The sequence below is a fragment of the Pseudomonas sp. CFBP 13710 genome, from assembly GCF_014842235.1.
Taxonomy (GTDB): Bacteria; Pseudomonadota; Gammaproteobacteria; order Pseudomonadales; family Pseudomonadaceae; genus Aquipseudomonas; species Aquipseudomonas baltica.
Genome location: NZ_JACYVJ010000003.1, coordinates 335,217 through 349,428 on the forward strand (window position 1 = coordinate 335,217; position 14,212 = coordinate 349,428).

Annotated in this window: 13 protein-coding genes; 4 read left to right on the forward strand and 9 right to left on the reverse strand. The window is 63.6% G+C overall.

Features of this window, described 5'->3' with window-relative positions:
• Positions 1-45 precede the first annotated feature (45 nt).
• Together IFT44_RS10025 and quiC are read right to left on the reverse strand one after the other, a co-directional pair.
• The gene (locus tag IFT44_RS10025) at positions 46-717 is read right to left on the reverse strand and encodes a TetR/AcrR family transcriptional regulator (protein ID WP_122475393.1); all 672 of its coding nucleotides are present in this window, start codon (positions 715-717) and stop codon (positions 46-48) included.
• Positions 718-811: 94 nt separating this feature from the next.
• The gene (quiC, locus tag IFT44_RS10030) at positions 812-2,722 is read right to left on the reverse strand and encodes a 3-dehydroshikimate dehydratase QuiC (protein WP_192137686.1); all 1,911 of its coding nucleotides are present in this window, start codon (positions 2,720-2,722) and stop codon (positions 812-814) included.
• A 543-nt stretch (positions 2,723-3,265) separates the two neighbouring features.
• Between quiC and IFT44_RS10035 the strand changes: the two genes are divergently transcribed.
• Complete coding sequence (locus IFT44_RS10035) at positions 3,266-4,606, forward strand: MFS transporter (RefSeq protein WP_192175838.1); 1,341 nt, start codon at positions 3,266-3,268, stop codon at positions 4,604-4,606.
• A gap of 70 nt (positions 4,607-4,676) precedes the next feature.
• On the opposite strand, the gene IFT44_RS10040 is transcribed toward IFT44_RS10035, so the two are convergent.
• The 3 genes from IFT44_RS10040 to IFT44_RS10050 form a co-directional block, all read right to left on the reverse strand.
• Positions 4,677-5,492 carry a sugar phosphate isomerase/epimerase family protein gene (locus IFT44_RS10040; RefSeq protein WP_192175839.1) on the reverse strand — a complete coding sequence of 272 codons (816 nt, stop codon included), beginning with the start codon at positions 5,490-5,492 and terminating at the stop codon, positions 4,677-4,679.
• A gap of 69 nt (positions 5,493-5,561) precedes the next feature.
• Complete coding sequence (locus IFT44_RS10045) at positions 5,562-6,614, reverse strand: Gfo/Idh/MocA family oxidoreductase (RefSeq protein ID WP_192175840.1); 1,053 nt, start codon at positions 6,612-6,614, stop codon at positions 5,562-5,564.
• Positions 6,615-6,737: 123 nt separating this feature from the next.
• Entirely contained in the window at positions 6,738-7,514 is a 777-nt protein-coding gene (locus tag IFT44_RS10050; RefSeq protein ID WP_192058504.1) for an IclR family transcriptional regulator, read from the reverse strand.
• A gap of 143 nt (positions 7,515-7,657) precedes the next feature.
• On the opposite strand from IFT44_RS10050, the gene IFT44_RS10055 reads away from it, so the two are divergent.
• Both IFT44_RS10055 and IFT44_RS10060 read left to right on the forward strand, forming a co-directional pair.
• Positions 7,658-9,379, forward strand: coding sequence for an FAD-dependent oxidoreductase (locus tag IFT44_RS10055; RefSeq protein WP_192175841.1), 1,722 nt, complete (start codon positions 7,658-7,660; stop codon positions 9,377-9,379).
• 24 nt (positions 9,380-9,403) lie between these two features.
• Positions 9,404-10,228, forward strand: a complete 825-nt coding sequence (locus IFT44_RS10060) for an aldo/keto reductase (protein ID WP_192137681.1) — start codon at positions 9,404-9,406, stop codon at positions 10,226-10,228.
• A gap of 113 nt (positions 10,229-10,341) precedes the next feature.
• Here the strand turns inward: IFT44_RS10060 and pcaG are convergent, their stop codons facing one another.
• Both pcaG and pcaH read right to left on the reverse strand, forming a co-directional pair.
• Positions 10,342-10,947: a protocatechuate 3,4-dioxygenase subunit alpha gene (pcaG, locus tag IFT44_RS10065; protein WP_192175842.1), complete on the reverse strand. Its 606-nt coding sequence runs from the start codon at positions 10,945-10,947 to the stop codon at positions 10,342-10,344.
• A gap of 11 nt (positions 10,948-10,958) precedes the next feature.
• A complete protein-coding gene (gene pcaH / locus IFT44_RS10070) occupies positions 10,959-11,678 on the reverse strand; it encodes a protocatechuate 3,4-dioxygenase subunit beta (RefSeq protein ID WP_192175843.1) in 720 nt (239 codons plus the stop codon).
• 142 nt (positions 11,679-11,820) lie between these two features.
• On the opposite strand from pcaH, the gene ypfJ reads away from it, so the two are divergent.
• Complete coding sequence (ypfJ, locus tag IFT44_RS10075; protein WP_122475412.1) at positions 11,821-12,708, forward strand: KPN_02809 family neutral zinc metallopeptidase; 888 nt, start codon at positions 11,821-11,823, stop codon at positions 12,706-12,708.
• A 42-nt stretch (positions 12,709-12,750) separates the two neighbouring features.
• Here ypfJ and IFT44_RS10080 read toward each other — a convergent pair whose 3' ends face one another.
• Complete coding sequence (locus IFT44_RS10080; RefSeq protein ID WP_192137680.1) at positions 12,751-13,338, reverse strand: HAD family hydrolase; 588 nt, start codon at positions 13,336-13,338, stop codon at positions 12,751-12,753.
• Positions 13,335-14,204 carry an acyl-CoA thioesterase II gene (gene tesB, locus IFT44_RS10085; RefSeq protein ID WP_122475415.1) on the reverse strand — a complete coding sequence of 290 codons (870 nt, stop codon included), beginning with the start codon at positions 14,202-14,204 and terminating at the stop codon, positions 13,335-13,337. The genes IFT44_RS10080 and tesB overlap by 4 nt, the downstream gene beginning before the upstream one ends.
• Between the last annotated feature and the right edge of the window lie 8 nt (positions 14,205-14,212).

Consider the following 14,212-nt stretch of genomic DNA (forward strand, 5'->3'; position numbering starts at 1 on the left):
GCGAGCCGCGTCGGCGGCCAGGGTGGTGTGTCAGGTGGAATGCGGCTACGGGGCCTGGATGAAGCGCAGGAGCGATTCGCAGAGCATTTCGCGGTGGTGCAGCTTCAACGTGGCTTCGTTGAAATCGACCTGGAACAACTCGCCGAAGGTGTGCTTGTTGGACACTCGGTAGAAGCAGAACGAGCTGATCAGCAAATGCACGTCCATGGCATCCAGACCCGGACGAAACACGCCCTGCTCGGTACCGCGCCGCAGCAGGTCGGCCAACGCCAGCAGCACGGTCTTGTTCAACTCGCGAATGCTCGTGGACTTCTTGACGTACTCGCCCTTGTGCATGTTTTCGTTGCACACGATACGCACGAAATCCTCGTTGCGATCATGGTGATCGAAGCTGAACTCCACCAACCGCCGGATGCCTTCCACCGGCGTCAGCTCGTCCAGATGCAGCTTGGCTTCGGTACCGCGAATATCGCCGTAGAGCTTTTCCAGCACCTCAAGGTACAGCTGCTCCTTGCTGCTGAAATAGTAATAGATCATGCGCTTGGAGGTGTGCGTACGCTCGGCGATGGCATCCACGCGCGCGCCCGCCAGGCCCTGCTCGACGAATTCGGTGATAGCGGCCTGCAGGATGTTCTCGCGGGTCTTCTCGGGGTTGTTCTTGCGGGGCTTGCGAGGAACGTCGGTCGATTGCGCGTCCGCCTCTGAGATCGTAGTCATGCTGGGCTCACGGCCGTCGTTGGTCAGGGGCCATTATGCGGCGCGCCGCGCGCCCATGGAAAGCCCGCAGCACACCTGCGCTGCGGGCAGGCCCTCACAGCTTGGCGTGACGGATGCCACCGGCGCGCGCCTTGGCCATGGCCGACAGCCGCACGGCGACGTTGGCCGCGCCATAGCCGGCATAGCCACCACGACGCTGCAGCACCTCGAAGAAGAAACGCTCCTCGAACGGCTCCGTGTACACGTGGAACAGCTCGCCACCGTTGGCGTCACGGTCGTACAGCACGTTGTAGTACGCCAGCTCGCTGAGGAATTCGTCGTCGAAATCGAACCGCGCGCCCAGATCGTCGTAATAGTTGAGCGGGATGTCCAGCAGTGCCACCCCCGCCTCCTTGGCCTTGCTCACGGCCGCGAATATGTCGTCGCAATCGAAGGCGATGTGATGCACGCCCGAGCCGCGATAAGTCGACAGCGCATGGGAGATCGCCGTGTTGCGGTTCTCCGAGATGTTCAGCGGCAGGCGGATCGAGCTGCACTGGCTGCGCACCGCACGGCTTTTCACCAGGCCGTAGGGGTCGGGCAGCACCACTTCGTCGTCGGCCTTGAAGTCCAGCACGGTCTTGTAGAACAGCACCCAGCTGTCGAGGGTGTCCGGCGGTATGGCCATGGCCATGTGGTCGATGGACTTGAGCATGCCGGGTGTCGCCGCGGGTGCACTGAGGCTGAAATCGGACTCGTAGATGGTCGGCCCGTCGCTGGCGTCGTCTACCAGGTAGATCAGGCTGCCATCCAGGGCCCGCACGGCGGCCAGCTGGCGCTCGTTGGGGCCGACCAGACCGCGGAAGGGCTGAGCCTTGTAGGCCACGGCGCGCTCCAGCGCCTTGGCGCTGTCCTTGACCCGCAACGCCGTGGCACACAGTGAGGGGCCGTGGGATTCGAAGAAGTTGTGGGCGAAGGAGTACGGTTCGGCGTTGAGGATCAGGTTGATATCGCCTTGGCGCAGCAGGCTGACGTTCTTGGAACGGTGCTGACCGGCCTTGGCGAAGCCCAGTTGCTGCAGCCAGTGGCTGAGCTTGGCGCCCAGGCTTTCGTCCACGGCGAACTCGAGAAACTCGATGCCCTGGTATTCATCCGCAGCCGGGGGCGCGAAGAGAATATCCAGGTTGGGCACCGGCGTAGCCTCCTGTTCCAGCAGCTTGCGGGTCTTTTCCTCGAGGTACAGCAGCGAGCGCAAACCGTCGGCCGCGTTGGCCCGAGGCGGTGCGGCACGGAAACCGTCGTTGAAGATTTCCAGGGACAACGGCCCGCTGTAGCCGGTCTTGATGATCGGCGCGAGAAAGCCCGGCAGGTCGAACTCGCCCTGCCCGGGGAAGCAGCGGAAATGTCGGCTCCACTCCAGCACGTCCATGGCCAGAATGGGCGCATCGGCCATCTGCACGAAGAAGATCTTGTCACCGGGAATGTCGGCGATCGCTCGCGGATCGCCCTTGAGCGACAGCGTGTGAAAGCTGTCGAGCAACACGCCCAGTGCCTTGTGGTCGGCCTGGCGAACGATGTCCCAGACCTGCTGGTAGGTGTTGACGTGGCGGCCCCAGGCCAGGGCTTCGTAGCCGATGCGCAGGCCACGCTTGTCGGCGCGTTCGGCCAATTGGCGCAGGTCGTCGACGAGAATCTGCTGTTCGCCCAGGGAGTCGGCAGCGGTATTGCTGCATACCAGCACTAGGTCGGTACCCAGTTCCTGCATCAAGTCGAACTTGTGCTCGGCGCGGTCGAAGTTGCGCGCCATGCGCGAACGGTTGCCGCCTTCGAAGTCACGGAACGGCTGGAACAGGGTGATGGCGATGCCCAGGTCGGCGCACATCTGCCGAACTTCCCGGGGGCTGCCGTCGTAGTACAGCAGGTCGTTTTCGAAGATTTCCACACCATCGAAACCGGCGGCGGCAATGGCTTCGAGTTTTTCCGGCAGGGTACCGCTCAGGGACACAGTGGCGATCGAACGCTGCATGGCACGCTCCAATGGCTGTTCGAGGGCTTACGGGGAGGCCTCGAAACGAGCCTTTTCTGCAGTTCTGCCATGCCCTTGCGAGCAGGCAAAACCGTGATGAAAGAAGTGGTTGTATCAGCTTGCTACTCTACCCGAGCACGTACCAACCAGTTAGTTTTGCGTGCGATTATCGACCAATTACCGCATAGGTCGATTGATTCGCCGGGGCCGTGTGCCCACCATCGTTCCCGACAGTGAAGCTGGTCGATGCACATTTTGCCAATCGACCGAGCGCGGACCGTCAGCACCGCCGGTCAACACCCCATAAGAATTTCAAGAACCCAGGTAATCGCTCATGCACACCCCTATCTGCTCCTGCGCCGTGTCCGTACCCGCCCCCGGTTGCGTCGAAGACTACCAAGACGCACCTGTCTGACCCCACCGAGCGCACCCCTGACGGCGACGTCTCTGATACCGTGCACGCCCCTGTATCGGACTGCGCCGCGCTCAGTCGAAGTTCGGCGGTGGCTCCTGCCCACCGCGCCTGTACGGAAGGCCCCAACCATGACACAACCCCACAGTTCCGCCCTGCCCCGCGCCCAACAGGCGCCCGATGCCAAAGTCGGTTTCCGGGACATGGTCAAAGCCGGCGCCGCGGTCGGCAAGACTCGCTGGGGCATGCTCGCCCTGGTGTTCTTCGCGACTACCCTGAACTACATCGACCGCGCCGCGCTGGGCGTGATGCAGCCGATTCTGGCCAAGGAGATGAACTGGACGGCGATGGACTACGCCAACATCAATTTCTGGTTTCAGGTGGGCTACGCCATCGGCTTCCTGCTGCAGGGCCGGTTGATCAACAGGATCGGCGTCAAGCGCGTGTTCTTTTGCGCGGTGCTGCTCTGGAGCCTGGCCACCGGCGCCCATGGCCTGGCCACTTCGGCGGTGGGCTTCATGGTCTGCCGGTTCATTCTCGGGCTCACCGAGGCGGCCAACTACCCGGCCTGCGTGAAGACCACCCGGCTGTGGTTCCCGGCCAGGGAGCGCGCGGTGGCTACCGGCATCTTCAATGCCGGCACCAACGTGGGCGCCCTGCTGACGCCGATGATGCTGCCGCTGATCCTCAGCGTCTGGGGCTGGCAGGCGGCGTTTCTCACCATCGCCCTGCTGGGCCTGGCCTGGGCGGTGTTCTGGGGCCTGAAGTACTTCGACCCTGACCAGCACCCCCGGGTCAAGGCCAGCGAACTGGAATACATTCAGGATCAGGAAGCGCCTGAACAAGCGGGCGTGCCGTTCTGGAAGATCATGACCATGCGCGGCACCTGGGCCTTCGCCGGGGCGTTCATGATGACGGCCCCGGTGTTCTGGTTCTACCTGTACTGGCTGCCGCCGTTCCTCAACCAACAATACCAGTTGGGCATCAACGTCACCCAGATGGGCATTCCGTTGATCATCATCTACCTGAGTGCCGATGTCGGCAGCGTAGGCGGTGGCGTGCTGTCGTCGTTCCTGATCGGCCGCGGCATGCAGCCGGTAAAGGCGCGGCTGTTGTCGATGCTGGTGTTTGCTCTAGCGATCATCAGCGTGGTGTTCGCCGCTGGCGCGGCCAACCTGTGGGTGGCGGTGGCGGCGATTTCGCTGGCCATTGCCGCGCACCAGGCGTGGACGGCCAACATCTGGAGCGTGGTGATGGACTACACGCCCAAGCACATGATGAGCACGGTGTTCGGCTTCGGCGGCATGTGCGCGGCGGTGGGCGGGATGTTCATGACCCAGGTGGTGGGCTACATCCTGACGGTGACCAACAACAACTACACGGTGTTGTTCACGATCATTCCGGCGATGTATTTCATTGCCCTGGTGTGGCTGTACCTGATGGCACCGCGCAAGGTGCCACAGGGGGTTTGAGCCAGGCGCGGATTTGCGGTGGAGCTCTTCGCGGGCAGAGCCCGCTCCCACAGAGGCCAGTGGCATCACCCTAGATCCCAGCCAATAACGCCTGGGTTTTCTCGAGGGCCGTCCGCGCTCTTTCATAAGCGCTCACACCCTGTTCCAGCAGGCGCGCCGTGGGTATCTCCAGGCTCAATGGCACATCGTCAGGCAGTGCCCGCAGCAGGCCGACCAGGTCGCAATCACCGTCTCCGGGAAAACGTCGTTCCTGGCGCGCCTGGCGCAGTATCTCCGCCATGTCATCGGGACGCGGGCCCGCCACGTCGCACAGCTGGGCATAACGCAAGCGGTGCGCTGGCAGGCTGCGCAGGTCTTCGAGTCGCGAGTTGGAGCGGTCGAAATGAAAGGCATCGACCAGGATGCAGGCATTCTCGCGACCGGCCTTGTCGAGCATGACCATCGCGCTGGCCAGGTCCGGGCAGTCGGTCCAAGGCATGAATTCCAGGTGCGGATGGATGCCATAGGGCCGCGCCAGGTCGCACAGCTGGGCCAGATTGTCGCTGGCCCTTTGCAGGTCTGGATCATTACCCGCCACCAGCAACTCGCTCGCGCCGAACTCGGCGCCCAAGGCCAGGTGAGCTTCGAACTCCGCCACGCGGGTAAACGGCTTGAGCCGCAGGATTTCGATGTCCAGCACCTTGATGCCGGTGTCACGCAACCGTGCGGCAGTCTGGCGTTGCAATGGCTTGTCGCGCAGCAAAGGATAATGGTGCTCTTCGGCGGTAGCCGGCTCGGTACGCAGGCCGACGTGGCTGTAGCCGGCGCGGGCAGCGACTTCGACCATCTCGGGGGGCGACAGCTCGAGCACGGTCAATGCGGCCAGGGACAGGATGCGGTGAGTCATGGGCGGCTCCTTGGGGCGTGAAAGGGACGACGGTGGCCAGGGCACGAGGATGTCAGCCAAGCAACCGGGCTAGCCCAAGGCGCGTGGCGCACAGGCGCATCCGCTACGCATCGCTTCGCCGATGGCGTCGACCAACGCCAGGGTGCGCGCGGCATCCGCTGCGCTCACGAGTGGCTCGGCGCGCCCATGCGCGACCTCGACGAAATGCTCCAGCTGCACGCGCAGCGCCTCTGCGGAATCAAAGGTTTCCTGCACCTGCAGCAACGGCTCATGCCAACCCGCACCCGGTTCAGCGTAATGCCAGCGCCTGAGTTGCGGCACGCTCAGCGCACCGGCAGTGCCAGCCAGCAGGTAGCACGGCTGATCGGCCTGGCGGGGATAGACCGGGTTCTCGCCCGAGCCGAGCTCCCAACTCCAGGGCGCAGCCACACCGTCGGAACCGGTCAAGGTGCCCAGCGCGCCGTTTTCGAACTGCAGCAACACCGCCAGACTGTCTTCGTTGCCGAAGCCGCGAATACCATTGCTGCCGAAGGCCTGCACCTGGCGGACTTCGCCGCACAGATAGCGCAGCAGATCGAGGTCATGAATCAGGTTGGTCAGCAGCATTCCCGCCCCTGGTTCGCGACGCCAGGCGATGTCGAAGTAACTGTCGGGCTTCTGCAGCTGCCACAGCGCCGTCACCGTGGTCAGGCGGCCGAGCACGCCGCTTTGCACGACGTGTCGGGCCCGGCTGATCATCGGGTTGTGCCGCCGGTGATGACCGACCAGGACCGGTACGCCGCTGGCGGCGCTGGCAGCCACCAGCGCGGCCACTTCGTCCAGATCGACCCCGACCGGTTTTTCCAACAGCACGGGCACACCGGCTGCCAAACAATCCAGTGCCGTGCGCACATGCTGAGCATTGGGGTTGGCCACGATGACGGCTGCGGGCGCTACCTGTGCCAGCATCTGCCGATGATCGGTGAAATGCGGGACCGCGCATTCAGCGGCAAAGGCCTCAGCGTGGGGGCCGGGGTCGGCAATGGCGCAGAGTTGGGTTGCGTGCATCTCTCGCAGGTGCTGGTAATGCTGCCGGCCCATAGTGCCGGCACCGATCAGAGCAATTCGCAGGGGGACGGTCACGATGAAGTCCTTTGTTTATTATTCTCTCCACTTATTTAGAACCGAGTTCCGAAATATTTCAAGTCACGGATAACGGATTGGCGAGGAATCGGTGGACCGAGACCACCCCGCAGGTTCCAGTGCTCAGCTGAACAGCTCCGACGCCAGGCTGACCTGAGACAGCTCCTGTGCCGCAGCCAACAGCCCATTCGCCAATTCGTGCATGCGTGTCTCGGACAGTCGCGCGCTGGGCCCGGCCACACTCAGTACGCCCACCACATGGCCGTCCCGCGGATGCCGTATCACCGCCGCCAGCGCCGAGGTGCCCAATGCCGAACTCTCGACGACCCAGGCATAGCCGGCCTCGCGGGCCAGGCGCAGACGCTCCAGCAGATCGGCATTGGACCGCGGCGCATTGGGCCCGAAGTCTTCACCAGCGGTAATCCCCTGCTGCTCCACCAACGCCAGTGCCTTGGCATCACTGAGCGAAGCCAGCCAGGCATGCCCTGAAGCGGTGTAGAACAAAGGCGCATCACGCCCCATTTCCGGGTCGTAGCGCAGGCCGGAACGAGCGCCCTGGGATTTGGCGATCCACGTCTGACGGTCGCCCTCGACCACGCCCAGCCGGACCAGCTCACCGGTTGCTTGGGCCAGGCGATCGAGAATCGGCTGGACGATATCGGCGCCGCTGCCGGCCAGGTATTGAAAACCCAGCGCCACCAACTTGGTCGACAAGTGATAGCGCAGGGTTTCCGCGCTCTGCCGTACATAGCCCAGTCGGGCCAACTCGGTGAGCATGCGGTGAGCCGCGCTTTTGGGCATTCCCAGCTGTTCGGCAAGGGCTTGCAAGGCTTGGCCGCGTGGTTCGTTGGCAAGGCTTTCAAGCACGCTGAACGCCCGTTCGATCTGACTGCCGGCCATGGTGAGGCTCTCGTAAAGTTGGAACGCGATGAAAAATTCCGCTGATTCTACACTTGGCGATTCGGGCGGCAATCCATAGAATGTGGAACTCGGTTCCATAAAATTACAATTCATCGGACGTGTATACCTCGGAGATTCATCCAATGCAGGGGCCTGACAGCGAAACGAAGAGCGTGGATTGCGACGTGCTGGTCATTGGCTCCGGCGCTGCTGGTCTGGCCACCGCAGTGACCGCCGCCTACCACGGGCTGCGTGTGATCGTGGTCGAAAAGGACAGCACCTTTGGCGGCGCAACCGCCTGGTCCGGCGGCTGGATGTGGGTGCCACGCAATCCGCTGGCGCGCCGCGCCGGCATTGACGAAGATCCGGCGTTGCCGCGCACCTACCTGCAACATGAGTTGGGTGAGCACTTCGATCCGGCACGCATCGATGCCTTTCTCGAGGCGGCCCCGCACATGGTGGCGTTTTTCGAGAAACACACCAGCCTGCAGTTCGCCGATGGCAATGCCATCGCCGATATCCACGGCGATAGACCGGGGGCCGGCACCGGTGGCCGTTCGGTGATCGCGGCCCCCTACGACGCACGCCAACTGGACAAGCCGTTGCTCAAGCGACTGCGCAGAACGATGCGCGAAACCTCCTTCCTGGGCATGCCGATCATGGCCGGCGCCGACCTGACCGCCTTTCTGACCCTGACCCGCTCGTGGCGCTCGCTGCTGCACGTGAGCCGGCGCGTGGCTCGACATATGCTGGACCTGGCCCGACACGGCCGCGCCATGCAGCTGTGCAACGGGGTGGCACTGGTCGCACGCCTGGCCAAGTCGGCCGATGACCTGGGCGTGCTGCTGTGGGAGTCCGCGCCTGTCCGGCGCCTGTCGAAGGAAGGCTCACGCGTCTGCGGCGCCGTGATCGAGACTGCCGAGGGCGAAGTGGTGATCAAGGCGCGCAAGGCCGTGATGCTGGCCACCGGCGGCTTCGCTCATGATATCGACCGACGCCGGGCACTGTTCCCGCGAACGCCCAGCGGCCACGAACACCTGGCTCTGCCGCCGCTGGGCGTAAACGGCGATGGCCTGCGCCTGGGCGAGACCGCCGGTGGCGAGGTGGCCACCGGATTGGCCTCGGCCGCAGCCTGGTGCCCGGTGTCCCGAGTGCCCTACCGCGACGGCAGCATCGGCCACTTCCCGCACATCATCGAGCGCGCGAAGCCGGGCATCATTGCCGTGCTGGCCAACGGCAAGCGTTTCGTCAACGAAGCCGACGGCTACTATGATTACGTGAAAGCCATGGTAGCCCATGCCCCCGGCGAGGAAGTTGCCTCATGGCTGATCTGCAGTCACACCTTCCAGCGCCGCTACGGGCTGGGCATCTCACGGCCGTTTCCGCTACCGCTCAAGCCGCACATCGACAGCGGCTATCTCAAGGTGGGCGACACGCTGGAGGCGCTGGCCGCTCTATGCGGCATCGACCCGAACGGGCTGCGATCTACCGTAGACCACTTCAACGAGCACGCGCACCTAGGCCGAGACCCGCAGTTCGGCCGCGGCGGCAGCGCCTACAACCGCAAGCAGGGCGATGCGCTGCACCGGCCCAACCCGTGCGTGGCACCGATCGAACAGGGGCCGTTCTATGCGGTCAAGGTTGAAGCGGGCAGCTTCGGCACCTTCGCCGGGCTCAAGACCAACGCACAGGCGCAGGTGCTCGACAAGCAAGGCCTGCCGATTGCCGGGCTGTACGCCGCGGGCAGCGACATGGCCAGCATCATGGGCGGCCACTACCCGGCCGGGGGCATCAACCTGGGCCCTGCCGCCACCTTCGGCTATATCGCCGCCCGGCACATGGCCGGGGCCACCCATCACGAATGACCGCCAGCGGAACAGGAGACCGACATGCAACTCATCACCAACGCGCAGCACCTGAAGATGCCGAAACTGGGGCTTGGCACGTGGCCAATGCTCGGCGACGAATGCACCACAGCTGTGATTCAAGCCCTGGACCTGGGTTACCGACATATCGACACGGCTGCTGGCTACAACAACGAGGCCGCGGTGGGCCGTGCCTTGACCGAGTCCGGCGTGCCACGCGGGGACATTCATGTCACCAGCAAGGTCTGGTGGGACAAGCTGGCGCCCGACGCCATGCGCGAATCGTTCCAGAACACCCTGAGCGCGCTGCAAAGCGACTACATCGACCTGTTCCTGATCCACTGGCCCGGCCAGGAGGGCTGGGATGTGAAAGCGGCCATCGACACCCTGGTGTCGTTCAAGCAGGACGGCCGTGCGCTGAACATCGGCGTGGCGAACTTTCCACTGCCGCTGCTGCGCCATGTCATGGAGGATTTGAACGCCCCGTTGGCGGCGATCCAGGTTGAATACCATGTGACCCTGGGCCAGAACGCCCTGCTCGACTACGCCCGCAAACATGACATGGCGCTGACCGCCTACAGCCCGTTGGTGCGCAACCAGGTGTCGCAGATTCCCGAGCTGCAGCAGATCGCCAGCAAGCACGGTGTGCTGCCGACCCAGGTGGCACTCAAGTGGCTGCTGGATCAGGAGAACGTGGCGGCAATTCCGAAGGCGGCGAGCAAAGCCAACCAGCAGAGCAACCTGGATGCGCTGAAGGTGCAGTTGGACGATGAAGATCGCCGGATCATTGCGGCGTTGCCCAAGGATCAGCGGTTGGTGAGCCCGGATTTTGCGCCGAAGTGGGATTGAGGCAGGGCTGGATAGTGTTGTGCGCCCTTCGCGGCCACTGACCGCTCCTACAGGGGAACACAAACCGTGTAGGAGCGGCCAGTGGCTGCGAATGAAGGCACCGCAGTATCCGATCAGAAATCGAAAAACACCGTCTCCCCTTCCCCTTGGATACGCATATCGAAACGGTAGGCCAGCTTGCCGTCCACCTCGCAGCGCGTTGCAATCAGGGTTTCCCGGCGCGCGGGTTGTTCGATCAGATTCAACACCGGATCCTTGCCGTTGGCTTCCGCCTCGTCGCTGAAATACAGCCGCGTGTGCAGGTGAATGTTTACCCCGCGGGCGAACAGACTGATGTTGATGTGCGGCGCCATCGGTACGCCAGCGGCGTTGTTCACCACACCTGGCTTGATCGTCTGCACAGCCCATTCGCCGGCATCGAACGTGGTGGCGGTACGGCCAAAGCTGTTGAAGGGTTGTTCCTGGTCGAAATCGATGTGGTAGTGGCCCTGATCATCGGCCTGCCACAGTTCCAGGAACGAGTCGCGCACCAGATGGCCATTGCCGTCGTAGACATTGCCCAACAGCAGGATGTGCTCACCCGGCGCTTCGGGCTTGGCCATCTGGTTCCAGATTTCATGCTCGCGCGGCTCGATGCCGGCGGCCGCCAGGGCCAGGCCGATGTGAACGTAGGGGCCAGCCGTTTGTGACGGGGTTTCTTTAAGCAGTTCGATAGGCATGTCGATTCCCCTCAACGGTTTTCGAAGTGAGTCTTGCGCTGACCGCGCAGCACGATGTCGAAACGGTAGGCCAGGCAATCCATGGGATTGGCGTTGGCCATGTCCAGCCTGGCGATCAGGCTCTGCACCGCCTCGGGGTCGTTGATCGACTTGACGATGGGGCACATCGGGATCAACGGGTCGCCTTCGAAATACAGCTGGGTGATCAACTTGGTGGCGATCGACGGGCCGCTCACCGAGAAATGCACGTGGGCCGGGCGCCAGTCGTTCGGCCCGTTGCGCCATGGGTACGGGCCCGGCTTGATGGTACGGAAACTGTAGTAGCCCTGACTGTCGGTCAGCGTGCGACCGACGCCGCCGAAGTTGGGGTCCAGGGGCGCCAGGTAGCGGTCGTTCTTGTGCCGGTAGCGGCCACCGGCGTTGGCCTGCCACATTTCCACCAGGGTGTTAGCAATCGGTTTGCCGAATTGGTCGCAGACGCGCCCGGCCAGAATGATCCGCTCACCGATCGGCAAGCCACCATGGTTGTAGTTGAGCAGCAGGTCATTGTCGAAGTCGCCGAACTTGAGGTGGGCGAAATTGGGGCCGGTGCTTTCACTGGCCGACTGCGGAATGCTCACCAAGGCCTGGCGCGGCGAGCGCATGGTCGAGGTCTTGTAGTCCGGCGTCAGCGCCTTGGGGTGCCAGTTGCGATCACGGATGATGAAGCGACTGCTGTCTTGGGAAGACATGCCGTTCTCCTGTTATTCGATTTATAGAGGACCTGTTTTCAGGCTTCGTACTAGTCTCAAGGAAATGGTCGACAACGAATATTGAAAAACACGGTCACAGGCATACCCGAATGGTTATGCATGAATCGAGTGAGGATTTGCCATGTTATGGAAGAAAGGCCGACGCAGCGATAACGTCGTGGATGCCCGCGGTGATGGTGGCGGCAGTGGCGGCGGCGGGATGCGCATGGGCGGCAAGGGCCTGAGCCTGACCGCCGTGGTGCTGATCGTCGGCTTCGGCCTGCTGACCGGGCAGGACCCCATGCAGATTCTCGGCGAACTGACCGGCCAGGGCCAGCAGGCCGCGCCGGTCGACACCAGCCAGCGCAAGGCGCCACCGGCCAACGATGAGCAGGCCGAATTCGTCAGCACGGTACTGGGCGATACCGAGGACACCTGGAAGCAGATCTTCCAGCAAGGCGGCCAGACCTACAAGGAACCCAAGCTGGTGCTGTTCAGCGGCCAGGTGCAATCGGCCTGTGGCCACGCGACGGCAGCCAGCGGACCGTTCTATTGCCCGGCCGACCAGCAGGTGTATCTGGACATGGCGTTCTTCCGCGAGATGTCCCAGCGTTTCGGCGCCGCCGGTGATTTCGCCCAGGCCTACGTGATCGCTCACGAGGTGGGTCACCACGTGCAGACCTTGCTGGGTGTGTCGGATCAGGTGCAGAAAGCGCGTCAGGGTGGCCAGCGCATGGAAGGTGCCAATGGCTTGCTGGTGCGTCAGGAACTGCAGGCCGATTGCTTCGCCGGGGTCTGGGCGTTCAATGGGCAGAAGCGCTTGAATTGGCTGGAGCCGGGTGACATCGAAGAAGCCTTGAACGCCGCCAATGCCATTGGCGACGACCGTCTGCAGCAGCAGGGCCAGGGGCGGGTAGTGCCCGATTCGTTCACCCACGGCACTTCGGCACAGCGCGTACGCTGGTTCAAGGCCGGCTTCGCCCAAGGCCAGATCGCCCAGTGCGACACGTTTGCGGCCAAGAGCCTCTGAATGGTTTGCCCACCACCACCTGCCCAGCAGGTGGTGGCGGGTTCAGATCAGTTCGCGCAGGTGTGTGCAGTCCAGCGCATGCCAGTCCGCCAGTTCCGGCCAGAGGTTTTCTGGCTGATTCACCAGCACCGTGGCGGTGCCCGCCGCCCGACCTGCCAGCAGGTCCATTCGATGATCCCCCACCATGACCATCTCCGGCTGGCGTACGCCCCAGGCGTCGGCCAGGTGCAATAGCCCGGCCGGGTCGGGCTTGTGCACAGCTTCGTCGCGGCCCAGCACATCGTCGGCCTGAAAGCAGTCGGCGATGCCGATCGCCTGCAGGCTGATGTGTGCCAGTTCGCGCGCGTTGCGCGTGAGGATGCCCAGGCGATGGCCACGGTCGGCCAGTTCGCGGACCAGTTCCACCGCGCCCGGTGCTGCCGTCGACGCTACCGCCAATGCGCGCTCGTGTTCCAGCAACCAGGCATGCTTGGCATGTGATTCTTCGGCCGGCAAGGTGGCCAGGTGGTCAAGGATGTCGGCCTCCTGCGGAATCTCCAGATGACGGCGGATGGCGGCGAAGTCGTGCACGGCCACCGTCAGCGTGCCGTCCAGATCGAACACCCAATGGCGAACCCGCGCCAGGCTCATGACCAGTCCTGCCGATGGCGGATCAGACCTTCCTGGGCCGAAGAGGCCACCAACTGGCCGGCGCGGTTGTACACGCTGCCGCGGGCGAAACCACGTGCGTTGCCCGCCCAGGGGCTGTCCAGGGCATACAACAGCCAGTCGTCGGCGACCAGGTTGCCGTGGAACCACAGCGAGTGATCGAGGCTGGCGATCTGCATGTCACGGTGCCACACCGACTTGCCGTGAGGCAGCAGCGAGGTGGTCAACAGGTTGAAGTCCGAGGCATAGGCCATGACGTACTTGTGCAAGGCCGGGGTCTGGGCGAGTGCGCCGTCGGCGCGAAACCAGATGTATTTGATCGGGTCGGTCGGCGTGGGGTTGTACGGGTCGCGCTCGGCCACCGGGCGCATCTCGATGGGTTTGCCGCACAGCAGTTTGTCACGCATGTGCGCAGGGATCAGATGGGCCACCTGCTGCATCAGCTCGAGCTCGGTGGGCAGGTTTTCCGGGCCGACCACCTCGGGCATCACACTCTGGTGGGCAAAGCCTTCTTCGTCGTACTGGAACGAGGTGGTGCCGGTAAAGATCGGCTGGCCCTTCTGCACGGCGGTCACCCGCCGCGTGCTGAAACTGCCGCCGTCACGCACTCGGTCGACCATGTACACCACCGGCAGCTGGGCGTCGCCGGGGCGCAGGAAGTAGCCATGCAGCGAATGCACGTGGCGATCGGGCTCCACCGTCTGGCTGGCGGCCGACAACGACTGGCCCAGCACCTGGCCACCGAACAGCTGGCGAAAGCCCAGGTCCTGGCTGCGGCCGCGGAACAGGTTTTCTTCTATGGGTTCCAGGCTCAGCAGCTCAACCAGATCGTCCAACACATGGCTCATTCAAAACT